This window comes from Pseudomonas sp. D1HM (genome assembly GCF_019266105.1).
In the GTDB taxonomy this organism is placed as follows: Bacteria; Pseudomonadota; Gammaproteobacteria; order Pseudomonadales; family Pseudomonadaceae; genus Aquipseudomonas; species Aquipseudomonas taetrolens.
In genome coordinates, this window is sequence record NZ_LRMN01000007.1 from 25404 (window position 1) to 50556 (window position 25153).

The following is a 25153-nucleotide window of genomic DNA, read 5'->3' on the forward strand; positions in this document are numbered from 1 at the left end:
CATGCTCAACAAATTCTTATCCGCTCCTTACCGGGATGGCGGCCGGGGTCCTGCTGCCTACGATTGCTGGGGGCTGTGTATTGCGGTGCGCCATCAACTGCTGGGCTTACCACTGCTGCCCAGCTTGGGCGCCGTAGGCAAAGACCGATTGCGTGAGAACACGCACGCATACCACGACCTAAGGCAAGGGATGGAGGTGTGCTTGCCAGAGGTGGGCGCCATCGCAGCGGTGTTCCGTGGTGGGCTCTGCCTACACGTGGGAGTAGTGGTCGAGGCTGATGGTCGGCTGAAGGTGCTGGACACGAACCCGGGCGGAGCAAGAATCCGCACCGTCCGAGAGTTTGAATCTGATTTTCCAAGGGTGGTCTTCTACCGTGATCCAATTTTTCCCGAACAAGATGGCCGATTCGGCGCCGATGGCCACGTATCGGACTGATCGCCGCATGACGCTGGAGCAATGGCTCATCGAGCAATCGCCCAGCTACCAGCGCCTGGAATCACCACCGATCAGCATCATCCTTAACGACGAAATCATTGAGTCTCGGCTCTGGCACAAGGTCCAATTTAAGCCATCTGACCAAGTCGACATCTACCGCGAGCCGAAGGGCACTGACCCGTTCAGCATTACTTACGCCCTGTTCGCAGGCGCGAAAGCCGTCATGAAAATGATGGCGCCGAAGATGCCGGGTATGCCATCGAACCCGACCGCCCAAGGTAACCCGCTCGACGATGCCAGCGCCAAGGGCAACAAGGTGAAGCTTGGAGACACCATTCGTGAAATTGCCGGACGGCAAAGGACTTTCCCGTCTTACTTGGCAGAACCGCGGCACTACTTCGCTGGCCCCAGAGAGCAATGGGTGGAGATGCTCCTGTATGTCGGGTGGGGTAGCTATGACATACCGGTGAACACTATCAAGGTTGGTGGCACACCTCTGGTTTCGCTCGGCGCTGATGCGACATGGTCGATTTATCAGCCTGGTGAGGATCTGTCTAACGACCCTGCTTCAATGCTTTGGTGCAACGTTAAGGAGGTAGGGGCAAGCTCCAGCGGTTCGGCAGGGCTAGACCTGACCGTTACCACGGATCTGGCGCGCTCTGCCACCGCATCGGCTTATCGATTCGCAGGAGATGCGATCTCGATTCCTGCCGGCGCTGCATCGTTCCCGGATAACTGGGATGCGGGTTTAATCATTCGGGTCGTTTCCCCATACGAATACACGGTCATTGATGGTGGCGCCGGGCGGGATATCGTTCAGGGCCCGCTGGAGATGCTCAACCCGACAGTAGGGATGGAAATTGAGGTCGCTGGGACGAATGCCGGCAATTACATCGTCAACAGCTACTCGCCGTATTCGCCTGAGGTTCCACCCTCTGCTGGTACTGCGTCGACAATTCTCGGCTCAAGTGCTCCAGCGCGGTATGACTTCGATGTTACGCCTCTGACTTTTACCATCAGTCGCGGGGCAACGCCGTACTCGGTCACGCTGAGCACAGCCGCGTCTGACCTTGCAGGCCTGGTCTCTGCCTTCAATACGGCCAAAGGAGCGGCGCCATTCATTGCCAGTGCCTCGTCCGGAGTGCTGTTGATCACCGAGGCGTCGACGTTCACCGGGCTTCCGCTGGTGTCATCGGATGCTTCCGAGATCCTTGGAACAAGCCCGACCGGTTCGACGGGGTCTGCGGCCACCAGTGGTTCACCCGAGCAGCCGGCGCAAATGACGCTGGATTATGAGGGCGGCTCACCGGTAAATGGCTTGGCGATTGGTACTGGGTTGGCGTCTATCGGCCCTCGAGGCCTGCGCTATCGCATCACGGCCTTTGGAGCATCCACGATTACGCTTGATCGTCTGACCTCGTCAGGCGCAGTAGATGCGGCGTGGCCGGGCTTCAATGTCACAGAGACCGTTAGCGGTGTCATCAGCCTGGATCAATCCAACCTTCAGGGAGGTTACCGCGGGCCTTTTGCGGTATGTGATGAGGGTGAGAAAGTCACCGAGATTGAGTGGACGGTAGAGGGTAATAAGGGAATATTCGGCCTCGGGCGAGAAGGGCAGATCTATCAGGTCAGCTCCTTCCACACGCTTGAGTACCGCGATATGGAGCTCGCGGGGGCGTGGACCGTCATCGATAAGACGCACAGCAGTGGGTCAATGGATGCTGTTGGGTTCACCAACCGCGTTACATTGCCCTATCCAATGCGCCCAGAAGTACGACTCAAGAAGCGTTTCATCCAGCAGGGTGAGCGCGAGAACGAGACCAACAACGACATCACATGGACGGCGCTTCGCGGACTTCGGCAAACCCGGCCAACCAGCTACCCGGGCATGACCGTAATATCGCTGCGGGTTCGCGGCGGGGATCGGTTGTCTGCGCAATCGGAAAGCAATATCGGTCTTGAAGCAACGCGGATCCTGCCGATGCGTAGCGTCGGAGCGTGGCAGCCTGCGCAACCAACCCGGGATATTGTCCCGTTCGTGCTAAACGTCTTGAAGACTTTGGGGTACACGGACACGGATATCAACCTGCCAGAGTTCGACCTCTTGCATGAGGAGTGTCATGCAGCCGGGCAGTTCTACGATCAGAGCATCGATGACACATTGACCGCCAAGGAGGTGATCAACAACGCCCTGGCGTGCGGCTGGGCTGAACTGACCATCGCGAACGGAAAGATCAAACCGGTGCGGGATGTTCCGCGTGCAGTGTTCGAGCGCGAATATGGGCCTAAGACCCAAACATATTCACCGCAGAACATGACCAAATCACTGGTGATCAGCGGGCCGCTCAACTCGATCAACGATTATGACGGCGTGGACGTTGAATACTTCTCCAGCGAGAGCTGGTCCTGGGAGACGGTTGAATGTCGATGGCCAGGCGACCAAGGGATAAAGGTCGAAAAGCTCAAGCTGCCAGGCGTATCGGATAAGGACCGAGCCTACCAGTGGGGCATGCGCCGCCGAGGGCATCAGCTGTTTAGGCAAGACACGTACAGTTGGTCGACAGAGTTGGATGGCCGTAACTCTGGCTATCTGAGCTTCTGCGCTGTGGCCAGCGACACGCCTGGGCTTTGTCAGAGTGCCATTCTGCTGGGCGTCGAGACGGTTCCTGAAGGTGTTGTGCTGGAATCATCAGAGCCATTGGACTGGTCTGCGGGCGGCAATCACAAAGTAGGTATCAGGCGACTGGACGGCACATTGTCCGGGCCGTATCAGGCCTCTCAGATTGACGAGTTCCGCATCAGGGTCGAGGAGCTCGACTTTGATCCGGCTACTGACAGCGTGGATCTTGAGCCGCCTCACCTCTTGTTTGGTCCTTCTGACAAATGGGCCTACCCGGTGCTGGTGACTTCTGCCGATCCCTCGAATGGCGGGGTGGCTATGAAGGGCATGCCTTACGACTCTCGGGTCTACACATACGACAACGCTACTGCGCCAGAGGCTGCCTGATGCTCATATACCCAGAAGGCCTTCCATTGCCGTTAAGAGAGGGCTACGGATTAACGCAGATCAGCCCGGTGGCCAGCACGAAAATGGTTACCGGGCGATCGCGACGTCGTCGCACCTGGCGAAGCACCCCGGCTCAAGTGGCAGTTTCTTGGCTGATGACTGCTACTCAAGCCAAGATATTCATGGCCTGGTACGAGCATGAAATCAATGCGGTTGATTGGTTCCTATGTCCGATTAAGAGCCCACTCGGTCTTGAGCTGACAAAGTCCCAATTCACGGACATTTACCAAGGTCCGGTTCTTGTTGGTGTCGACATGTGGCGCTTCACTGCAGTGATTGAATTGTTCAAGTTGCCAATCATCAGCGAGGCCGAACTTACTGACCTGCTCGCCGGCATGGACATCGGCGTCATGAATGCGCAGCTCCGCAGCCTGCTGGAGCGCTGGTACACGAAGTCTTGGCCCGGCGCGTCTTAACCGCTCGATCCACAGATCACTTTTCAATTCTATAGCCCACCACTGAGTGGGCTTTTTTTCGCCTGGAGTAAATATGAGCGGAGCAGCGGATCTTGCCCGACTGTCGGCAACAATCGATATAGCCAATGAGTTGATGCTGACCGATGAAATCAAGATGATGGATGTGGGCGATGGAGTGATGCGCCCGACAAACGCGAAGGCTGTTGCAGATCTTGCTGTGCAGATGTCCGGGGCAATGATTTACAAAACCGTCGCTTTGGGCTTAGCAGGTACTCCTTCTGGCGCACATTTCAGTGTCGTTTCTGCCGAGAGTGATGAGTACCTCATTCTCTATCGGAACGACGCGGGCGTTCCATGGGAAGTAGATCGATATCCGAATGCGACGGGGGCAAAAATTGCCACTGAGACAGCTCAGGCTGCTCTAGATCTTTCGCCAGCACGAACTCTATCGGCCAAGTACCCATGGGCGGTTACGGATAAGAACTTGTCTCCTATCCTCGGAGTTCGAGAGGACGGTGTAGCGCACGCAATCTTGGACAAGTTGCCAGGACTTTCCCAACTTGGTGATTATGCGTGGGCGATTATCGACTCGCAAAAGGTTGTTCTGATCGGTATCAAATGGAGTGGAGAGGTCGTAATTTTCAAGCAGCCCTCTACGATTCCGCTGGCTTACACCGAAGGTCCAATTGGTGGACAAGACGTGTTCGTACTTGTCGGGAGTACTCCATACCAGGTGACATCAACTGGGGATAATTTTTCACCTCAAGTGTCAGGTGGGCAAGTCACATACATTCACCGTAGCGGCTCGACTTCGGTGAAGGTTGATGATCTTCCATCACCAGGGTCTTTGGCCGGATTTGCAAACCAGATTCTGCATATCGTATGCAATGGCCAGTCACTTCAGATGGGTTACACCTCGCCGGTTACGACGCTGCAGCCACCTACAGCAAACCGCCTTCTGACTCTCAAAGACGGTGTGCGCCTGACAAATGAGGACGACACGCTACTCTCAAGCATGGTAGCGCCCTTCAAGCCGCTGGTTGCAAAAGCGCTTGAAACTCCCGCTGTGCAAATGTCAGCGGAACTCAATCGTACGCGCAGCTTGCCGACTAATGCAGCGTTACTCACCAGCGTCCATGGCCGGGGCGGGCGCGGAATTACCAGCCTTTGGAAGGGAAGCCTCTATTACAGGAACTCCATTACTGCGGTGACTGCGGCTAAAGCCGAATGTGATGCTTTGGGAAAACAGTATCGCGTTCCATTTGTGAGTTGGATTCAAGGTGAAAACGACAGGGATGCGGCTGCAGGTGTATACCTGGACCGCTTAATCCAACTCCAATCTGACTACCAGGCGGACATCCAGGCGATCAGCCCTCTATCTCAGAGTGTGCCGATTCTGCTTGATCAGATCAGCAATTGGACTGCGTACGGCGGTGTCGAGTCGAATGTTCCCTTGGAACAACTTCAGGCAGCATTGGATTATCCGGACCGATTCGTATGTGCCGGTCCAAAATACTGGGCGCAAACCAGTTCCGACGGAATTCATCTCCCAGCTGAGAATTCAATGCGACTCGGCGCCATGCATCGGCGAGCAGCAAAGGCGATCATTAATGGCGAGTCGTGGCTACCTACGCACTGCATTTCAGCAAAACGGTCCGGGCTTAAAGTGACCCTAAAATTCCATACGCCTCAGGGGGCGCTTGTAATCGATAAACTCAATGTTTCCGACCCTGGAAACCTAGGCATTCGCTGGATTGACGATGGTGCCACCGCATCAATTTCGAACGTGAAGTTGATCGGTGATAACACGCTGGTTTTGACATTGAGCGTATTGCCAACGGGGGCTAATCCGAAGATTGGAATTGCGGATATCGGCACCGCGTCGGCTGCCGGCGGTCCGGTGACTGGGCCCCGGTCCTGTCTTCGCGATAGTTCTGCCGACTTGGATGGCTACGGACAGCAGATATACAACTGGGCCTGCCACCAGCGGATCCTCGTCGAATCACTTTGATAATTGGAGAGGTTAAAATGTACGGACAAATCGTTATTCTCCCGGGCGTCACAGCGGCTGCCGGCGCGTCGGCTGAGCGGATTGATATGACCGCATCAGACTTGATCGCTGCGAAAATTCCAGGGCTCAAGCATATGGTTAGTGCGAGATCCTTGACCGCATTACCTGGCGGCGGTGTATCAGGTCGATGCCAGGCCACTGGCGCCCCATTGGTGCCGAAAGGCCTAGTAACCGCGCTTGCAATCAGTGAGGTGGCTGGAAAGAAGGCGTTGGGACTCTCGTCGGTACAGGCTGCCGGTCTAGGCCTTCCGGCTGGGAGCGCGACAGCATCCTACACGGCGGTGATGGTTGTCAGCGTGGCTGCTGCCGACGTAGCGTCAGGTTCGCCATCAGCGGCGCCAATCTTCCTCAGCAGCATGACGGCGGCGGATGCTTTGGTGGCCTCAGCAGCTCAGTACTATGGCACCTCAGGGAGCCCTCCAAATATCTTTGCTGCTCGAGGATCTAACACTGCTAGCCCATTTGTGTCTGTGCCGAAGCCTGAAACGACCTGGGCTGTATTGCTGGTCGACTACAACGATACGACCAAAGTGGTTTCTCTGGCTGTCAACCAGGCGAAGACTTTCGCGACAGCAACCAAGACAGTGGCACATACGCCTGGCACTGGTGGCTACTTCGAGATCGGTGCACACGTGAACGCGACGGCCAGCTTGCGCGCATCGAAGATTGGCGACCTATACCTTTTTGAGGGGTCGCTTCTTACCAATGCGCTGGCCAGAACGCAAATTTCTGACCTGATAGCGGTACTGAAGGCTGAATACATCATTAGCTGATATTCCGCCTGGGCGGTGTTAGCGTTTGCAAAAGAGCCCAGACAAACATGAAGAAATCGTTACTTAAATAAGCAAATTCTAATTTTGCTCGACCTCATGTAAACTTTGCCACACTATCGATTTTTGGCAAGGGCGCCTCATGATATTTGTACAGGAAGAAATCAACGAAGAGTTTTTTGCTAGGATACAAGCTGGCGGAGAAGAGGAGGTGTTTCTTGGTGACTTTTGTAAGGTGCTTGTTCGCGGGAAACATCTTCCTACGGTAATTACTTTTTCATCAGTTAACACAGCTCCTGGTAAATTTAAGCCATACAAGGCAATTGCCAAGTCAGAATCGAACATGGTGTTTGTTAATGATTGTGGCAACAACTGGTACCTCAACGGTATTGAGGGTTTTGATGATAATTTCATTGAGGCCGCTAAGAAAATTGTAGAGGTCGCCCGGCACGTAGGTAACGGCTATGTGATGACTTTCGGAACTTCAATGGGGGCGTATGGAGCAATCCTATACGCAGCTGTTGGAGGTGCGGATAAATGCATCGCATTTGGGCCGGAGGTTATTCTTGATCTTCCTGGTAGTCGTAGTGCTCAGCACAAGAATAAACAGGCGAAGTTAAGTTTTTCGGATCTTTCCTATTATATTGAAAACTCAGACTGCGCATACGATGTAATTGCGAGTGAGTCTGACGAAGTCGATCTTATTAATGCGATGTCTCTGATGAGCTTGAATAACGTCAATGTTTCCACTGTTCGTGGCACAGAGCATCCGGGGGTGCAAGCGTTCGACCATGAATTTGGGATAGGGCATGTAGTCGATGCCTCTATCACGGGCGCTGGCCTGACTGCTCCCGGCGGTAGGAGTGGTGCGGTTTTGGAGAGCCCAGAGCTTGTGAAGGATCTCTGGATATCGCTCAATCTTAAGCGAGAGAAAAACTATCAGGCCTGCTTGGACTACTTGATATCTCTTGCCTATAAACACGGAGAAAGCTCTCTGTATGTACTGAGGCTCGGCGAAGCATACTATAGAAATGGAATGCTAGAAAAAGCATTTGAATGTCTAAACGTCTCGGTCGAGCTCGATGATTTTCAGTACGAGGCACATAACTTACTTGGCGTTGTACTTCGTAAGTTGAAGAGGTATGAAGAAGCTGAGCACCATCTAAAAAAAGCTATTAGCATAACTCCCATGAATCCATTTCCATATCACAATCTTAGTCTGACATATATGGAGGTTGGTTTGCTGGATCTTGCTTTGGTAAGTTGTGAGAAGGCTTTGAGCTTAAATAAGGGTAACGCTGGGTTCATAAAAACTGTAAATGAAATTAGGGGGATTAAATTGCGGAAGTGATGCAGGAAAAAGGTATGTTGTTTTGGGGGCGATCAATCGCCCCCTGCCGCCAAGCACGGTTACTCTACTACTGGAATAGGTTCAATTCCGCCATCTTTGATGACTTCAAATATATCTGCGTCTCGCTCAACATTATCAATCGAATAGTTATCAAGACTAAGCAGATTTAGTCCTTCTGGTTCGTTTTCTTCTGGTGTTTGCAGAGCTTGAATTAACATGATTATGTCCATGGTGGCGGTAGGCTATTATTCCTTGACATATTATCCTTTCTAGGATCCGCCATGCAAGTCCTCATAGCTGTTCTCAAGAGCCCGCCGAGTACGTTTTTTTTCACCTGGAGAAAGTAATGCCCATAACCACGCAGCAATTGCTGCAGATTCTCCCGAACGCCGGCAAATCAGCCGGCGTTTTTGTGTCCGCTTTAAACGCCGCCATGAACCGCTACCAGATCGTTGGTGTGAAGCGCGTAGCGGCCTTTATCGCTCAGGTCGGCCATGAGTCTGGCCAGTTGACGCGCCTGGTGGAGAACCTGAACTACAGCGCTGACGGGCTGGCCAACACCTGGCCCAATCGCTACGCCGAGCCGGACGGCAAGGGCGGCTACGTCAACGTGCTGGTCAAGGACAGACAGCGCAACAAACCCAACACTTTGTGCCTGAGTCTTGCCGGAAAGCCTGAGCAGATCGCCAACAACGTGTACGCCGGACGCATGGGCAACACCGCCCCGGGCGATGGCTGGAAGTATCGCGGGCGCGGCCTGATCCAGCTCACCGGCAAGACCAACTACCAGTTGTGCGGCGAAGCGCTGGGTCTGGACCTGCTCATACAGCCTGAACTGCTGGAGAAGCCACAGAACGCCTGCATGGCTGCCGCGTGGTTCTGGTCCAGCAACGGGCTGAACTCGCTGGCCGACAAGGGCGATAGTGAAACCATCACCCGGCGCGTGAACGGTGGGCTGACGGGGTTGGCCGATCGCCAGGCAATCTACGGCCGGGCGCTGAAGGTGCTGGCATGAGCCCGGCGCGCTGGCTGGGCCTTGTGGTGCTGCTGGCCATTGCTTGTTTTGCCACATGGAAAGTGGACGCCTGGCGCTATGGCAAGCAACTGGCCGACGTCCGCAAGGAATTCGCCGATTACAAAACTGGCATAGCCACTGCTGCGACCAAAGCCAGCGAGGACGCCCGCGTGCTCGAGCAGCAACGCCAACGTGACATTGAAAAGGTACGAACCGATGCTGCTGACCAGAAACAGAAGGATGATGCTCTTATTGATTTGCAGCGCGCTGACAGTAACCGGCTGCGCGACCAAATCGGACAACTACTTGCCGACAGAACCACCCTCAATACCCGCCTTACCGAGCGAGGCAAGACAATCGAAGACCTTGCCAATCTGCTCGCCGAGTTGCGATCAGAAGCTGATGGATATGCGGGAGAGTTGGCGGCAGCGCTTACAGAAAGTCGTCGGGCCGGATTTGCCTGTGAAGCCAGCTATGACGCAGTAGCTGGGGAGCCCTGAGTGGGCAATAGCAGTTAAAGCGATGCCGCTATTCCGGCATCGTTTTTATTAGTGGATCGCGGTGACAGTAAAATGCTTCGGCACCAACGCTCCCGTTTGCGGGTCCGGATCATATGAGACAGTGATATCGGCTTTGATGATCTGATTTGCTCGCGCTTTCGAGTTGTCTAATCCAGGCTCGAAATACATGGAAGTTTTTTCTTGCTCGCAATTGTTGGAATGCGGGCGACCCATCCAGACTTGTCGCTATCCCGATTCAGACTTCTGATATCTACATCCACATTGGCATATTTTAATTCTTGGGGGGTTGCTGAGAAAACAGCTTTGTCTGGCGCATCTCTAGATGCTGCGTGGCTGATCACCAGCGAGCTGCTCTTGTCATCGCCCGCATAGATTGCACCGCCATTCTGACCTGCTGCCGGCTTCACAAAATCTAACGCGGCGGTTGCTACGCGTTTTCTATCCGTAGAAAGCGCAGCTTCAATCGCTTTGTTCAGCTCTTGGGGAGAGGAATTGAACATATCTTGACCCGCAACCATAACTACACTGTTGGTAGCCTGAATGCTGGGAGCATTGTTCCCTATCGCTTTATCGACAAGAGTCATCGCGCTCGAAGCTAGGACGATAAACGCTGCCGAAGCAACGCCTGCAATAGCGGTGTACCTAAGTCCTGTACCCAATTTCGTAGTCATCAGCCATTTCTCTAGCTTGTCTTTCTCCGCCTGATTTAGGCATTTAAGCACTAAATTCAAGTATTCCTTGAGGCTTCCTGACTCTACCTTCTCCACTAGCAGTTCGCATGATTGAATCTTCGCGCCGCTGAGTGATGAGAAGAAAGCTGGCATAGCTGCGCTCATGCGATCTAGCGCCGACAGAGCTTTAATAACATCAGGAATCGGTAGCGGTGTTTTGCTTTCGTAGTAGAAAGCTAAGGGTAGCTTGACCTCAAAATCCATTTGTAGATTCAATTTTTAATCCTGTCGCGCAGACCTTTCCCGGTCGAAAAGTTCATGGATGGGTCAAGCTGGATTGACGCTTCACGCTGAGTAGTAGCGCGCAAACGTGACACAGCTATTTAGACGCCTTTGTGCAACCCGCCTGCTTGCCCAGAAATGCTGCAGCCAGACCTGCGCCACGTTTCTGTTGCTCGCAAAACGTGGCGCGGCAATATAAGGCAAAAAGCAATCTTCGGGTAGTCGCGAAGGGAATGTTGTCGGGCGCCTCCGGATGGGAGGCTGAGCGCCGTCAGCGGATCGGCTACGAGCGGGAGTTGGTTGCAGCGGTTAGTGCTTGTCAGTAGGGATTGTGTTCGTTCGGCAGGACGCCGGGGGAGGGACGAAAAAGCGTGCGTGACTTTTGCGTGACTCTCTACGCACCTATCCGCATCTATGGCTATTCGATTGCAGCGAGCACCAGAGATAGCGGCCATGTTTAAAGGGTTTGCAATGCCACTGCGGGCATGGGGTGCTAGGGGTCGAGTGTTCGAATCACTCCGTCCCGACCATATAATTCAAGGGGTTGCGAGATTTTTATCTCGCGACCCCTTTTTATTTCATGTGGTATTACCCCCACAAAACGACTGGCTCTGAGTGGAATCACCGCTTTCGTTTCGGAGCTGAAGCCAGGAGAGGTAAATTGGTTTGTGACGACTTCGCCTGCTACAAAGCAAGCCGTGAATTAGGGTCTTACCGCAATTAGTTGCCGTTACTCAAGTCGCTGATTGACAAGCCAATGGTGGTCTTACAGGAAGTGGGCTTTGACGCCTAATTCTCTCAAGACTGTTACTGTGATTGGCGCTAATACCCAGAAGAATAACTTCAACACTGTTGAGAGATCCGCGCCCGTGTTCAATTAGCAATCAAAAATAATAAAGCGCCTGCACTGTGGCCGTCGCTTGTTGGCGATTTCTGCCATTGCCAAAAGGTTGGTCATCAGCATTTCCGGTAAACCAGTCATACCTGATCTCTGGTCGCAGTGACAAGTTACGCGTGGCTTCATAACGCAAGCCGACAGTCATACCGTTGAATGATCCTCGCGCTACAGATACCGGGAACAAAGCAAAGCCCTGAGGATCGCTGAAGTGTTCTGCCCTGGCGGAATAAGCGAGCTCCGGGGAATATTGATAGGTCAATGAACTATTGACGCCCCACCAATGTGCGCCGGAAAAGCCAGGTCCTGTGACGATGTCAACGGTGCCTGGCTTACCGTCGCCGTCTTGGCGGCCATATACGACCTCACCACCGATGGACCAGTGTTTATCCAGAGCAGCCCATCCATTCAACGAGTGCTGCTGTTTAAACTGGCTCCTAGATGAAATGAGGCGGTAGGTTGGTGCCTGAATATCATCCGAAGAGCTGTTCTGTGCGTCCCCTGCGATGAATTCATAATCTATCCACCCTCGCATATCAGCCGTTCGCCAGCGTAAAGCGCCCAGCACTGATTTTCGATCATTGTTATCACGCAGGTTGTTCAGCCCTTGGACAATACCCAGTTCACCGCCTAGGAGACTGGATTGAGTATCGAGCATCCTTGTGCCCAGGACCACACCGCTGACCGTGCCGGGTTCGGTCACAAATGCGTAGGTCTTCGTTGCGAAGGCGTTGCGCGCGTTCCTGATATTCGGCGGAATCTCATAGCCGATCCCTGGCCCGAAAATTCCCGCCATGATGCTTACACCGGTGCCGTAAGGCAGATAGGCAGTGGCGAACATGTCGGGGAAGGCATAGAAGTTCTGCCGACGACGCTGGGCGTTGGCTGAGTCTGACGCACCAGGCTCGTTAACGCCCCAATGCTCGTCCCAGCCGGTGGTTCTGGCGAACTGGCCATCACGGCCGTACAGCATGCCGAGCGTGAAGCCGAATGAATAGTCTTGGGCCTGTGGCCCTGGCAGCGGGGTCGCACGGGGCAAGTAACGGCTGTTGAGCGGCTTTTCAATAAACAGATTAAAAAACGCCAGTTCGAACTTCTCATCGGCGTAGCCCGCCACTGGCAAGTTGGTTAACCCACCGCTGCGTTCAGTGCGAGTGGACGTGTTGTTGCGCGAGTATCCGGCATCAATGACGCCGTAGATTCTTACGCCGGTGTCGCGTTCAAGTTCGGGAATCAACCAGGTGGCTAGATCGCCTTCTCCAGGTTGCGAGGGCGAGGCAGCACAGAGCGTGCACGATAACATCGCGCACAGAGAGGCGAGGGGCTTGCGCATGGGGCTTTGACCTTATTTTTATTGTTTGCTCAAGGGGATGGGTACCCGCTTGTTTGCGAAACGGTAAGTTCAGAGGCGCCGGCCCACAAGGCCAATCTCGGCGAATAGACTTTTCATGAAACGCGAACAACCCTGGCAAGAGCGACGCTTTGCGCAGGCATTCATAGAACTTTGTTCGCGTTTTGCGAACAGTCATTTCGCCGAGATTGGCCTTGTTCGGGCAAGGTGCGCGCCTTAACGTTCAGCCACTCAAACACAACAATAAAACAGGGCTAAGACGATGAGTACTCAACCTGCATTCAAGACTGTTTTCGGTTCGTTGGAGCACTACACCAAAGGCTCCATCGAGTTGGTCACCGGCAAAAAAAGCCACTATGCCTTTTCCAATATTTTCGAAGTCGCTGCGCAATCTGCTCCCTACGAGAAAGTCGTCGTAGGCCTCAATCTCGGCTATGTCATCGAGACCATTCGCGCCGAAGGTACTTCTCCTTGGTACACCTGCTCCCACGATGAATTCGTGATCTCGGTGGACGGCAGTATCCGCATAGATTTTCTCAAACTCGACGAAACACCAGCGCTTGGTGACGGTACTCAGTTGGCCGGTGAACTGCCGATAGGCAAACCAATGGGCTACGTGCTGCTCAACCGCGGGCATCAAGCGCTGCTGCCGACCGGCTGTGCCTATCGCTTTGAAGCCAGCAGTGCTTGCGTGCTGTTGCAGCAAACGGTGCAGGGTCCGCTAAGCGTCGAAAAGTGGGCTGACATCTGCTTGAAATGATCCGTGTTCTGACCTCGACATCACTCCAAAAATAACAGGAGCCAATCATGGCTATGCTCGAAGCGGTTGAAACCGAAAATGCGCTTTCCTTTGCCGACGATTTAGTGGCTGCCAGCGCCGCTCATCCTGTCACGGGCTACAAGGCCTTTGAGCTGGGTGCCTTCAAGCTTTCGCGTGACGAATACTTTGCTCGTATCGAATGGCCCGCCAAAGGCGAGCAACGTTCTCACCTGATCCCGGCGGACGCTTTTCTGCGTTCGGTCATGCGCGATGTGGCCTGGGGCTTTTTCTACGGCTGGGTGAACTTCGACCATGTCTTTGGTACCCGCAATCACTATGGCAAGGTCGATATGTACGCTGGCACCTTCAATGGAGTGCTCAAGGCGGCAGGTGTCGACTACACCGAGCAATTCGAGACGCCATTGATCATGGCGACCTTCAGGGCAATCCTGCGCGACTGGACCAACGCCGGCTTCGACCCCTTCGCCGCGCCTTCGGAAACTGGCACGGCGTTTGGTCGCAAGAACGGCGATAACATCCAAGCCATCGAGCGCTTTCGCGTGGCCACTCGGCGTATGCCGGGCCTCGAAGGTGATTCTCCATTGCGCAACGACCTGCCGGTCAACCGCCAATTTGCCGATGTCGGCCAGGACGAGCCTGAGGTCCACGCTGCAGAGGGGTTCGAGGGCGAGTTGCATGCGTTCAGCCTGTACAAGTACCTATCGCGTTCCGACGTGAGCTGGAACCCGTCGGTGACTTCGGTGTGCCGCACCAGCCTGTTTTGCCCGACCACCGAAGAGTTCGTTCTGCCAATCGTGCATGGCAACGACCGCATCGAGTGGTTTTTGCAGCTCAGTGACGAGATCATCTGGGACATCGGTGACAAGGACGATGGTAATCCCCGTGCACGGATCACCATGCGCGCCGGTGACATCTGCGCGATGCCCGCTGATATTCGCCACCAAGGCTACTCGACCAAGCGTTCAATGTTGCTGGTCTGGGAGAACGCCACGCCCAATCTGCCTCAGCGATATGAAAGCGGCGAGTTGAAGCCGTACCCCGTCGAGTTCTGATTCTCGCGGTCCGGCGATCCAGGCTGGGCCGTCCGCATTCCATTCGAATATTCAACAGTGCCTTGATGGGCGCTGCAGGGAGCCTTTGCTCATGCAAAACCAATTGTTTATTGATGGTCAGTTCGTTCCCGCTTTGGAAGGTGGCCAAATTGATGTCGTCAACCCGGCCAATGGCGAAGTGATCACCCGTATTGCCGCCGCGCAGGCAGAGGATGTCGATCTCGCTGTGGCAGCAGCGAAGCGAGCGTTCCCCGCCTGGGCTGCGACCCCTGGCGCAGAGCGCGGCCGCTTGTTGCTCAAACTAGCCGACCGGATCGAAGCCTGTACCGATGAACTGGCGCGCCTGGAGTCGCTGGACACCGGGCACCCAGTGCGCGACTCGCGGATGCTCGACGTGCCGCGCACCGCGGCGTGCTTTCGCTATTTCGGAGGTATCGCCGACAAGATCGAGGGCAAGGTGATCCCGGTTGACGCAGGCTTTCTCAACTATGTGCAGCGCAAGCCGATCGGCGTGGTAGGGCAGATCGTGCCGTGGAATTTCCCGTTGATGTTCACCAGCTGGAAGATGGGCCCGGCGCTGGCTGCGGGTAACACCGTGGTGCTCAAACCGTCTGAGCTGACGCCTTTGTCCACACTGCGGATCGCCGAGCTGATGAAAGAAGTCGGCTTCCCGGATGGCGTGGTGAACATTGTTCCAGGTTACGGGCACACCGCCGGACAACGCCTGGCTGAGCATCCCGATGTCGGCAAGATCGCCTTCACCGGCTCTACCTCCACTGGCCGTCGCATCGTCGAAGCCTCTCAGGGCAATCTCAAACGTGTGCAGCTGGAACTCGGGGGGAAGGGCGCCAATATCGTTTTCGAGGATGCCAATCTCGATGCGGCTGTAAATGGCGCTGCCTGGGCAATCTTCCATAACCAAGGCCAGGCCTGCATCGCCGGCTCGCGGTTGCTGTTGCAAGACAGCATCGCCGACGAGTTCCTCGAACGCTTCATTACCTTGGCGCGTTCGATTCGCCTGGGCGATCCGCTGGATTCCAAGACCGAAATGGGTCCGCTGACTTCGGCGCTGCACCGCGATCGTGTGTTGGCGTTCGTCGACATCGCCCGCCAGCAGGGTGGCCGCGTTCTCGCCGGAGGCAAAGCGCCGAGTGACCCTGCCTTGGCGTCCGGTTTCTACGTCGAGCCGACCGTGGTCGAGGCCAGCCCCGGTGATCGTGTCGCTCAGGAAGAAGTCTTCGGCCCGTTCGTGACAGTCCTGCGTTTCAAGACCGAAGAAGAAGCCCTGGCAATCGCCAACGGCACCGACTATGGCCTTGGCAGCGGTCTATGGACCCGCGACCTGCAGCGTGCCCATCGCATGGCAGAGCAGATCAACGTCGGCATGTGCTGGATCAACTGCTACAAGCGCGTTAGCCCCGGCAGCCCGTTCGGTGGCCTGGGTCAATCCGGTTATGGCCGGGAGATGGGATTCGACGCCATTCATGACTACACCGAGGCACGCTCGGTCTGGGTCAACGTCGACGCCAAGATACTCCCCCATTACCCACGCTGAGGCGGCCCCATGAGTTCTTTTATCTATCAAGGCACCGCCACCCGAGTGATTTTCGGCCCCGGTAAACTCGCCACTTTGAGCGAAGAAATCCAGCGCCTCGGTGCGCGTCGCGCGCTAATCCTCACCACCCCTGAGCAGCAGGAACTGGGCGAACAGGTTGCCCGTTTATTAGGTGATCGTAGCGCCGGTGTCTATCCCAAGGCAGTGATGCACGTGCCATTGGAAACTGCTCAGGCAGCCCGTGAGGAAGCCGTGCGCCGCGAAGCTGATTGCTGCGTCGCGGTGGGCGGCGGATCGACCATCGGCCTGGGCAAGGCCATTGCCATGGAGAGTGGCTTGCCGATCCTGGCTGTGCCTACTACCTATGCCGGCTCTGAGATGACGCCGATCTACGGCCTGACCGAAAATCGCCTGAAAAAGACCGGACGTGATCCACGGGTCTTGCCCAGGACCGTGATCTACGATCCACAGCTGACCCTGACCCTGCCGGTAGGGATGTCGGCCTGCTCCGGCATGAACGCCATGGCCCACGCGATTGAAGCGTTGTATGCCGAAGATGCCAATCCGGTGATCTCTTTGATGGCTGAAGAGTCGATTCGCGCCCTGGCGCAATCGCTGCCGAAAATCGTCGATGATCCGCACAACATCGAGGCCCGTGGTCAGGCGCTGCAGGGTGCCTGGCTGGCCGGGATCTGCCTGGGCTCAGTAGGCATGGCGATCCATCACAAGCTCTGCCACACCCTTGGCGGCAGCTTCAACCTGCCGCACGCCCAGGCGCACGCCATCGTCCTGCCCCACGCCGCACACTACAACCGCGACGCCGCTGCCGAGCCGTTGCGCCGCGCCGCGCGGGCTCTGGGTGGCGAGCAAGCGGATGAGGTCGGGCCTTTGCTGTACGCCTTGAATCGTCGCCTGGGCATTCCCTTGGCCCTGGCCGAGGTCGGTTTTCCCGAGCACGGCCCGGCTGAAGCTGCGCGCATTGCCTGCGCCAGCCCTTACTACAATCCGCGGTCGTTCGAGCAGGATGCCATCGAGGCGCTGCTGACCCGCGCCTTAAAAGGCCAAGCGCCGGCCTGAAGGTGTTTGCGCTGATCAACGACTGCCTGATGAGATTATAAAAATGAGCCATCCAGACATAGCTTCCGAACGTGAAATTACTGCCCGTGCCGTTAACAGTTTTGCCCACACACCGGATGCACGTCTGCGCTTCTTGCTGCAGAAGCTGGTAGGGCATCTGCACCAATTTGCTCGCGAGGTCGAGCTGAGTGAAGCTGAGTGGTTCAAGGCGATCCAGTTCCTGACCGCTACCGGGCAAAAGTGCGACGACGTGGTTCGTCAGGAATTCATCCTGCTTTCCGATGTGCTGGGGCTGTCGATGCTGGTGGACGCCATTGAGCACCGCAATGGTGTCCAGGCCACCGAAAGCACGGTCTTCGGGCCGTTCTATATCGCCGGCATGCCCGATCGTGAATACGGTGAAAACATGGCGCTGATACCTGGCAGCGCTTCACTGATTACCGGTTATGTTCGCGACCCTCACGGCAACCCGCTGCCGGGAGCCACCCTGGACGTCTGGCAAACCGCAGAAAACGGCCAGTACTCGGGCCAGGATGTCACCCAGCCGCACGGCAACCTGCGTGGCCGCTACCGCGCGGATGATCAGGGTCGCTATGCGATTCGCAGCGTGGTGCCAGTCAGCTACCCGATCCCTACCGACGGCCCGGTGGGCGAGTTGCTACAGGCGGCGGGTCGCCATCCGTGGCGGCCTGCGCACTTGCATTTCATGCTCGACGCGCCCGGCCATCGCCGCCTGGTCACGCATGTGTTCAACGACGACGATCCCTATATCGATTCGGATGCAGTGTTCGGCGTCAAGGACTCGCTGCGTGTGGTGTATCAACCACGCAGTGGTGGCGATCCCTTGGCCGCTATGTTCGACATCGGCACGGACTTTCATCATGCGCACTTCGATTTCATTCTGGAGGCCCAGGCATGAGTCAGTTTTTCGCCATTTTCGCCACCGACAAACCTGACCTCGAGCCACTGCGCCACGAGATCCGCCCGCAGCATCGTCAGTATCTGCGCGAGCCTCATCCGCATCATGTGGTGGTGCGCCTGGGCGGGCCGACGCTGAGCGGCGGCGCAGGCGTGATGAATGGCACCTTGCTGGTGGTCGAGGCCGGCAGCCTTAGCGAGACAGAGGCTTTTTTTGCCGATGATCCGTACGTTCGAGCCGGGCTGTTCGAGCGCGTCGAGATCCGGCCCTGGCGGTGGGGCCTGGGCAATCCGCAGATGGAATCGTGAGCCGTGACTGCCGTTGCGCTATGCGCTGTCGATCAAGTTCGCGAGGGCGGTGCGCTCGGGCTGCAGGCAACGCTCAAGGGCCAGCTTACCGCCTTGGTGGCCGTGCGGCGGGGCGCACAAGTGTGGGTCTATCACAACCGCTGCCCACATTTTTCCATCCCGCTGGACTATCAGCCCGGCACGTTCAGTACCTATCAGGGGCAACTGCTGATGTGTGCGCACCATTCGGCGATGTTTCGTTTCGATGATGGCCACTGCATCGATGGTCCCTGCCAAGGTGCCCGCCTTGATAGCGTCGCGGTGTATCAGCAGGGTGGCCACTTGTGGTTGGCCGAGGTTCACAACGCGCCCGAGCGGGTGCATTCATCACCGGAGAATCAGCCATGACGCTTGATGTCGAGACGGCCCAGTTGCTTGCACAACTGGCTGACAGCGGCGCGAAGCCGTTCCACCTGCTGGACCCCGTGCAGGCGCGAGGACTCATCGTGGGTCTGCGGCCCAAGGTCGTTGGGCCGGCCATGCAGAATGTAGAAGAAGTGCAATCTGGCACGGCGCGCATGCGCGTGCTGACCCCGAGTGCCTCAGTGCGCGGCGCCATTCTTTATCTGCACGGCGGTGGTTGGGTCGTCGGTGGGTTGGACGACTTCGACTACTTCGCTCGTCAGTTGGCGCAGCGCACTCAGTGCACCGTGGTGTTGGTCGATTATCGCTTGGCCCCGGAGTTTCCTTTTCCGGCGGCGCTTGATGATGTCGAGTGCGCCGCTCGGTGGCTGGTTGAGCATCGGTCCGAGCTGGCTGGTGCCAACGGCCCACTGATCGTCGCCGGTGATAGCGCCGGCGGCAACCTGGCGGCGGTGTTGGCCCAGCGTGCGGCCCAGCGCGGCGATTTGCACTGGGCCCTGCAGGTGTTGATCTATCCCGTCACACAGGCCGATCTTGACGGCCCGGCTTATCTCGACCCACAACGCCAATTGCTGCTGAGCCGCGAAGACATGCGCTGGTTCTGGGGGCATTACCTGCCGGATGCCAGCCAACGCCGACAGGTCGCCGCCTCGCCGATGGCAGCCGAGGACCTGCGCGGGGTGGCACCAGCGGTAGTGCTGACCGCCGAATTCGATGTGCTGCGTGACGAGGGCCAAGCCTACGCCGAGCGCCTGGAGCAGGCCGGTGTCACGGTGAGCGAGCACTGTTTCAGCGGGCAAATGCACGGCTTCTTGACCTTGCCTTCGTTGCGTGCGAGTGGCATTGCGCTGGATTGGCTCGGCGATCAGATCGAGCCCTGGCTGCAACCGGTTTGACCCTTGCGATACCGATCGAAACACCCCCGACAAAAATAACAAGAGGTTTACCATGAGCGCCTTCAATACCACTGTGCCCTCCCTTGATTGTGACGATGAAACCCTGCGCAGCCACCTGCAGAGCGCCGATATTCCAACCTTGCTGATGACCGTCGCGCACCTGACGGGAGACCTTAATGTCCTCAAACCCTGCTGGAAGCCTGTCATCACGATGGGTGTCGCGACCAGCGGCATGGCTTCCGAAACCGAAGCCCAGGTTCGCGAATTCTGCCTGCAACGGCTGCTCGCTTTTCGCGACAGTGGCCGCCCTGTGCCGGGGCGTCCCAACAGCGATCAGCTCCATGTAGCAGGTACCTGGCTGATGGGGCCGGTCGTCGAGCCCTATCTGCCTTTGATCGCCGAGGAAGCAATCACCGCCGAAGAGGATTTGCGCGCACCGCGCTGGCACAAGGATCATGTCGCTCGGGGCCGCGACTTCAAGGTGGTGATCATCGGTGCGGGCGAGAGTGGCATGATCGCGGCGTTGCGTTTCAAGCAGGCTGGCGTGCCTTTCGTGATCTATGAAAAAGGTACCGATGTCGGTGGCACTTGGCGCGACAACACCTACCCCGGCTGCCGGGTCGATATCAACAGCTTCTGGTACAGCTTCTCCTTTGCCCGCGGCATCTGGGATGACTGCTTCGCTACCGCCCCGCGGGTGTTTGCCTATATGCAAGCGGTTGCCCGTGAGCATGGTCTGTACGAGCACATTCGCTTCAACACCGAGGTCAGCGACGCCCATTGGGATGATGCCACTCAACGTTGGCAGCTGCTGTGCCGCGACAGCGACGGCCAGACTCGGCTCGACAGCAACGTGGTGGTCTTCGCCGTCGGGCAGTTGAACCGCCCGATGATCCCGACGATCCCGGGTATCGAGACCTTCAAGGGCCCGATGTTTCACTCGGCACAATGGGACCATAGTGTCGACTGGAGCGGCAAACGTGTCGGTGTGATCGGCACGGGTGCCAGCGCCACGCAGTTCATCCCTCAGTTGGCACAAACCGCGGCTGACCTGAAGGTCTTTGCACGCACCACCAATTGGCTGCTACCTACCCCGGATCTGCACGAGAAGATCTCTGAGAGCTGTAAATGGCTGCTCGCCCACGTTCCCCATTACAGCCTGTGGTACCGGACCGCGATGGCGATGCCGCAGAGTGTCGGGTTCCTCGAGGATGTGATGGTCGATGTCGACTATCCGCCGACCGAGCTCGCAGTATCTGCACGCAATGACCGGTTGCGTCAGGACATCAGCGCCTGGATGGAGCCGCAGTTCGCTGACCGTCCGGACCTGCGCGATGTATTGATCCCCGACTCGCCCGTTGGCGGCAAGCGCATCGTACGCGACAACGGCACTTGGATATCGACGCTCAAGCGAGACAACGTCAGCATGATTCGCCAGCCTATCGAGGCGATCACTCCCAAGGGCATCTGCTGCGTGGATGGCACCGAGCACGAGTTCGACCTGATCGTCTACGGAACGGGTTTCCACGCCTCCAAGTTCCTCATGCCGATCAATATTACCGGTCGAGATGGCGTGGCCTTGCACGAGGTCTGGAAGGGGGACGACGCACGGGCTTATCTGGGCATCACCGTGCCGCAGTTTCCCAATATGTTCTGTATGTATGGCCCCAACACCGGGCTGGTCGTGTACAGCACTATCATTCAATTTTCCGAGATGACCGCGAGCTACATCGTCGATGCCGTGCGGCTGTTGCTTGAAGGCGGCCACCAGAGCATGGAGATAAAAACACCGGTGTTCGAGAGCTACAACCAGCGTGTGGATGAAGGTAACGCCTTGCGGGCCTGGGGTTTCTCCAAGGTCAACAGCTGGTACAAGAACAGCAAGGGCCGAGTCACTCAGAACTTCCCCTTCACCGCAGTCGAGTTCTGGCGGCGTACCCATGCCGTCGAACCGACTGATTACCATCTTTCCTGATCCTTGCGCTGGCCGGATCCCAGTCACAGCCATATCATGCAACTTCAGGCTGTGCTTGCGTTGTCCGGCCGATAATTACAAAAAGAGAAGAGATCATGGATCGTCTGCTCATTACCGAAGCCTTCGTGCGCGTGGCGCAAACGGGTAGTTTCGCCAAGGCGGCGGAGCAATTAGGCGTCACCCGCTCAGTCATTACCCATCGCGTGCAGCAGCTGGAAACCTTCATCAACTCGCCGCTGTTCCATCGCAGCACTCGCCATGTGCGCCTGTCCGATATAGGCGAGGCGTACTTTCAGGAGTGCGCCGACATGGTCGCCGGCTTTCACGGCCTCACTGAAAAGATGCGCCATCAGCGCTCAAATCTCACCGGTCAACTGCGCGTCCAAGTATTGCAAGGGTTCGCGGTCGACCACTTGGGGCCAATGCTGGCTCAATTCACCACGATGTATCCCGAGATCGAATTCGACATTGTGGTCAATGATCGGGTGGTCGATCCGATTGAGGAAGGCTTCGATATTGCCTTCCAGATGTTCCCGCCACTCGCCGAACGCCTAGTGGTACGTAAGCTGTTCAGCGTGCATCGGGTGTTCTGTGCTTCACCGCAGTATCTGGAAGAGCATGGCGCCCCCGAGCATCCCCTGGACCTCAAGAGTCATCATCTGGCCCTGTTCGGTGGCTATCCGTCACGCAATCGCTGGCAATTCACCCGGGGTGAGGAGTGTATCGACTTGACCTTGCACGGCCGTGTGCGCTCCAGCTCCATCCATCTGTTGCGTGACTACGCCCTGAGCGGTGCCGGCATCACTTGCTTGCCGACCCTGGTTGCCAACAAAGAGTTGATCAGCGGACAGCTGGTGCAAATTCTTACCGACTATCGCTTGTCGTCTTTCGACTTCGCCGCCGTGTACCCCGAAACCCAACGTCGCGCCTTGCGGGTCCGGACGCTAATCGACTTTCTGATCGAGCACATCGGCGAGATTCCTCAGTGGGACCGTTCATTGCGCGATCGCGGGATCATCATTGAATGAGGGTAGACCCAAAGCCTATGTTGAAGCCTGCAGGCACTGCTCACAGCGGTGCCGAATCATAGGCTGGCCGCTTTGCGCTGTATGTCGCTACAGCCTCACTCAATGCCTGTGTCGACGACGGAAGTGATTCAGGTGTTCGTCATTATCGTTCCGTATTATGGTACGCTGAACTGCATTGCGGGACTAAAAGATTGTCCAAAAAGGCGATCTGGTCGTAGCAATGAGATTCGCGAGCCTGTAGAGATTCACCGCAAATACTTCATCACCGAATGGGGACTGGACGAGCATGAACGATGAGCTTCTAGATTTTACGGATCAGGTCATCTTGATTACTGGAGGGAGCACCGGAATCGGCCGCGCAACTGCATTAGCTTTTGCAAAGCGAGGTGCGAAAGTAGTGGTGGGCGATGTCAGCGACGAAGGCGCAGCGACCATCGAACTGATTAAGGCCGCTGGCGGTGAGGGGCTTTTCATGAAAACCAATGTAGCTGACGCCTCGCAAGTTCGTGCGTTAGTCGAAGCCACAGTGAAGACCTATGGAGGATTGCATTGTGCGTTCAACAATGCAGGTATTCTGCCGCCGACGCTGCCCCTGGCTGAGCAGGAAGAAGAGGTGTATGACCGAGTGATGGCTGTCGACGTGAAGGGCGTCTTCCTTTGTCTCAAGTATCAGATCGAACATATGCTGAAGGCTGGCGGCGGAGTTATTGTGAATACAGCATCAGTCGCGGGTGTGATTGCCGATCCTGGTATGGCTCCGTACGTTGCTGCGAAGCATGCCGTCATAGGGCTGACAAAGGCCGCGGCGGTCGACTATGCCAAGTCTGGCATCCGTGTTAACGCACTGGCACCAGGTCTCGTAGAGACGCCAATGACCACGCGATGGCTGGCTGATCCCGACATGCGTGACGAGGTGCTTGCTGGGCCTCTTATGGGGCGTCCGGGAACACCGGAGGAATTGGCTAACACGGTTCTCTACCTGTGTTCGCCTATGGCAACGTTCGCGACCGGCCAGGTCTTCATCATTGATGGTGGCCAGACGAGTCACTAGCAATCCCAGCGTCGCTACAGCGGTCGTCGCTGTTCCGCAATCATACTGACCAGGAAAGGGGCGGCCCCTATCCACATGCGCGGCGCTAATCAGTCATAAGCGCAATTATGGGAAAGTGACGGCCTGCTGATTATTTCGGTTTTATCAATTCTCTAATCCGTTCCTGGTGCTGTAACAGCCCCACGCATTCAGTAAAATCTGGGAGGTCAGATACTACGCTCTGACCATCCCCCACTTGGGCCGCTACTTGGACGATTTAGACCAGGTAGCGGTTTTTTTTACAATGCCTGGCCAAGGCGCTGTTTTTATATAAAAGGTTCCTCTACTCCCATATATTGCTGGAGTCTGGATCGGAGCCAGCGTTCGGCAGGGTCGGAGTCAGTCGTCTTGAGCCACACCATCGATAGTTCAAGTGCAGGTGTTTCAAACGGCATATCTTCAGCATAAAGACCACCGATGTTAGACATCGCCTGTGCTGCGTACTCTGGGCAGATGGCCAAGAGGTCTGTGCCGGCCAAGATGGAAGGCAAATAACCAAACTGGGGGACTGACACGACAACACGCCGTTCCCTCCCGATCTGCTTGAGCCATTCATCAGCAACCCCTCTCATCTTTGCACTGTGAGATACCTGAACGTGTGGACGTGCGCAGTATTCGTCCAGCGTCAACGGGCTCGCTGATTGATCCGCACGCAGTACCCGACCACGTATGGTACGTAGCACCTTGCGTCTGGTGTTGGTGGGCAGTTCTCCTGTACGGGTGATACCGACCGTGATTTCGCCACCCTCTAGCATTTCCGAGATTCGTAGATAGTTCACAGGCTGTATCATTACCTTTACTTCAGGTGCCTCCGCTCTTAAGGCGCTTAGCAGTGCCGGAAGCAGTTCTAACTCAACATCGTCCGAAAGACCAATTCGAAAAGTCGTCTGGCTCAGGCTGGGCACAAATGAGTAAGTCTGGCGTAGCGCAGTCGATAGCTCATCCAGCGCGGGCACCAAATACCTGAAGATTTCCTCAGCTCGTGAGGTTGGTTGCATTTGCTCTTTCACGCGGACCAAAAGCTTGTCATTGAAGGTCTCACGCAAACGCTTGAGCGCTGTGCTGACGGCCGGCTGCGTCATGGAAAGCCTCTGAGCAGTCCGCGTTAGGTTACGATCCAACATGATTGCTTCGAACATAACCAACAACCGAAGGTCGGCTTTACGCAGTTCGCTACGATTCAATTGAGAACCCCAATTATCTGAGCGTGAAAAAACGACTTGA

At 56.3% G+C, this 25153-nt stretch carries 23 protein-coding genes; 19 read left to right on the forward strand and 4 right to left on the reverse strand.

Annotated elements, in window-relative coordinates:
- Position 1: 1 nt before the first annotated feature.
- The 6 genes from AWM69_RS23035 (at position 2) to AWM69_RS10390 (ending at position 8111) form a co-directional block, all read left to right on the forward strand.
- On the forward strand, positions 2–436 hold the full coding sequence (locus tag AWM69_RS23035; RefSeq protein WP_306299233.1) for a hypothetical protein: 435 nt from the start codon (positions 2–4) through the stop codon (positions 434–436).
- Positions 375–3443: a host specificity factor TipJ family phage tail protein gene (locus AWM69_RS10370; protein ID WP_218726648.1), complete on the forward strand. Its 3069-nt coding sequence runs from the start codon at positions 375–377 to the stop codon at positions 3441–3443. Before AWM69_RS23035 ends, AWM69_RS10370 begins: the two co-directional genes overlap by 62 nt.
- Positions 3443–3919 carry a hypothetical protein gene (locus AWM69_RS10375; protein WP_218726649.1) on the forward strand — a complete coding sequence of 159 codons (477 nt, stop codon included), beginning with the start codon at positions 3443–3445 and terminating at the stop codon, positions 3917–3919. Before AWM69_RS10370 ends, AWM69_RS10375 begins: the two co-directional genes overlap by 1 nt.
- Before the next feature lie 73 nt (positions 3920–3992).
- Positions 3993–5930, forward strand: coding sequence for a hypothetical protein (locus AWM69_RS10380; protein ID WP_218726650.1), 1938 nt, complete (start codon positions 3993–3995; stop codon positions 5928–5930).
- A gap of 17 nt (positions 5931–5947) precedes the next feature.
- A complete protein-coding gene (locus AWM69_RS10385) occupies positions 5948–6763 on the forward strand; it encodes a hypothetical protein (RefSeq protein ID WP_218726651.1) in 816 nt (271 codons plus the stop codon).
- 139 nt (positions 6764–6902) lie between these two features.
- Positions 6903–8111 (forward strand): tetratricopeptide repeat protein, encoded by a 1209-nt coding sequence (locus AWM69_RS10390; RefSeq protein WP_218726652.1) that lies wholly within the window; start codon positions 6903–6905, stop codon positions 8109–8111.
- A gap of 59 nt (positions 8112–8170) precedes the next feature.
- On the opposite strand, the gene AWM69_RS10395 is transcribed toward AWM69_RS10390, so the two are convergent.
- Entirely contained in the window at positions 8171–8329 is a 159-nt protein-coding gene (locus AWM69_RS10395) for a hypothetical protein (protein WP_218726653.1), read from the reverse strand.
- A 128-nt stretch (positions 8330–8457) separates the two neighbouring features.
- Here AWM69_RS10395 and AWM69_RS10400 point away from each other — a divergent pair, with 128 nt between their 5' ends.
- Positions 8458–9126, forward strand: a complete 669-nt coding sequence (locus tag AWM69_RS10400) for a glycoside hydrolase family 19 protein (RefSeq protein ID WP_218726654.1) — start codon at positions 8458–8460, stop codon at positions 9124–9126.
- Positions 9123–9626, forward strand: coding sequence for a DUF2514 family protein (locus AWM69_RS10405; RefSeq protein WP_218726655.1), 504 nt, complete (start codon positions 9123–9125; stop codon positions 9624–9626). The genes AWM69_RS10400 and AWM69_RS10405 overlap by 4 nt, the downstream gene beginning before the upstream one ends.
- Before the next feature lie 167 nt (positions 9627–9793).
- Here AWM69_RS10405 and AWM69_RS10410 read toward each other — a convergent pair whose 3' ends face one another.
- Both AWM69_RS10410 and AWM69_RS10415 read right to left on the reverse strand, forming a co-directional pair.
- Positions 9794–10582 (reverse strand): hypothetical protein, encoded by a 789-nt coding sequence (locus tag AWM69_RS10410; protein ID WP_218726656.1) that lies wholly within the window; start codon positions 10580–10582, stop codon positions 9794–9796.
- 902 nt (positions 10583–11484) lie between these two features.
- Entirely contained in the window at positions 11485–12828 is a 1344-nt protein-coding gene (locus AWM69_RS10415) for an outer membrane beta-barrel protein (protein ID WP_169888976.1), read from the reverse strand.
- A 280-nt stretch (positions 12829–13108) separates the two neighbouring features.
- On the opposite strand from AWM69_RS10415, the gene AWM69_RS10420 reads away from it, so the two are divergent.
- The 11 genes from AWM69_RS10420 (at position 13109) to AWM69_RS10470 (ending at position 23890) form a co-directional block, all read left to right on the forward strand.
- Positions 13109–13606, forward strand: coding sequence for a hydroxyquinol 1,2-dioxygenase (locus AWM69_RS10420; RefSeq protein ID WP_169888977.1), 498 nt, complete (start codon positions 13109–13111; stop codon positions 13604–13606).
- 47 nt (positions 13607–13653) lie between these two features.
- Positions 13654–14679 (forward strand): hydroxyquinol 1,2-dioxygenase, encoded by a 1026-nt coding sequence (locus AWM69_RS10425; protein WP_218726657.1) that lies wholly within the window; start codon positions 13654–13656, stop codon positions 14677–14679.
- A 91-nt stretch (positions 14680–14770) separates the two neighbouring features.
- Complete coding sequence (locus AWM69_RS10430; RefSeq protein WP_169888979.1) at positions 14771–16234, forward strand: aldehyde dehydrogenase family protein; 1464 nt, start codon at positions 14771–14773, stop codon at positions 16232–16234.
- A 9-nt stretch (positions 16235–16243) separates the two neighbouring features.
- A complete protein-coding gene (locus AWM69_RS10435; protein ID WP_169888981.1) occupies positions 16244–17311 on the forward strand; it encodes a maleylacetate reductase in 1068 nt (355 codons plus the stop codon).
- Positions 17312–17354: 43 nt separating this feature from the next.
- Positions 17355–18230, forward strand: coding sequence for a dioxygenase (locus AWM69_RS10440; protein ID WP_169888983.1), 876 nt, complete (start codon positions 17355–17357; stop codon positions 18228–18230).
- Positions 18227–18538 carry a YciI family protein gene (locus AWM69_RS10445; protein WP_169888985.1) on the forward strand — a complete coding sequence of 104 codons (312 nt, stop codon included), beginning with the start codon at positions 18227–18229 and terminating at the stop codon, positions 18536–18538. The genes AWM69_RS10440 and AWM69_RS10445 overlap by 4 nt, the downstream gene beginning before the upstream one ends.
- Positions 18539–18541: 3 nt before the next feature.
- Entirely contained in the window at positions 18542–18925 is a 384-nt protein-coding gene (locus AWM69_RS10450; RefSeq protein ID WP_169888987.1) for a Rieske 2Fe-2S domain-containing protein, read from the forward strand.
- Positions 18922–19836, forward strand: coding sequence for an alpha/beta hydrolase (locus AWM69_RS10455; RefSeq protein ID WP_169888989.1), 915 nt, complete (start codon positions 18922–18924; stop codon positions 19834–19836). The genes AWM69_RS10450 and AWM69_RS10455 overlap by 4 nt, the downstream gene beginning before the upstream one ends.
- Positions 19837–19888: 52 nt before the next feature.
- Positions 19889–21811: an NAD(P)/FAD-dependent oxidoreductase gene (locus tag AWM69_RS10460; protein ID WP_218726658.1), complete on the forward strand. Its 1923-nt coding sequence runs from the start codon at positions 19889–19891 to the stop codon at positions 21809–21811.
- A gap of 95 nt (positions 21812–21906) precedes the next feature.
- Complete coding sequence (locus AWM69_RS10465; protein ID WP_169888993.1) at positions 21907–22839, forward strand: LysR family transcriptional regulator; 933 nt, start codon at positions 21907–21909, stop codon at positions 22837–22839.
- Between the two features lie 286 nt (positions 22840–23125).
- The gene (locus AWM69_RS10470) at positions 23126–23890 is read left to right on the forward strand and encodes a glucose 1-dehydrogenase (RefSeq protein ID WP_218726659.1); all 765 of its coding nucleotides are present in this window, start codon (positions 23126–23128) and stop codon (positions 23888–23890) included.
- A 305-nt stretch (positions 23891–24195) separates the two neighbouring features.
- On the opposite strand, the gene AWM69_RS10475 is transcribed toward AWM69_RS10470, so the two are convergent.
- Positions 24196–25113, reverse strand: a complete 918-nt coding sequence (locus tag AWM69_RS10475) for a LysR family transcriptional regulator (protein ID WP_218726660.1) — start codon at positions 25111–25113, stop codon at positions 24196–24198.
- Positions 25114–25153 lie beyond the last annotated feature (40 nt).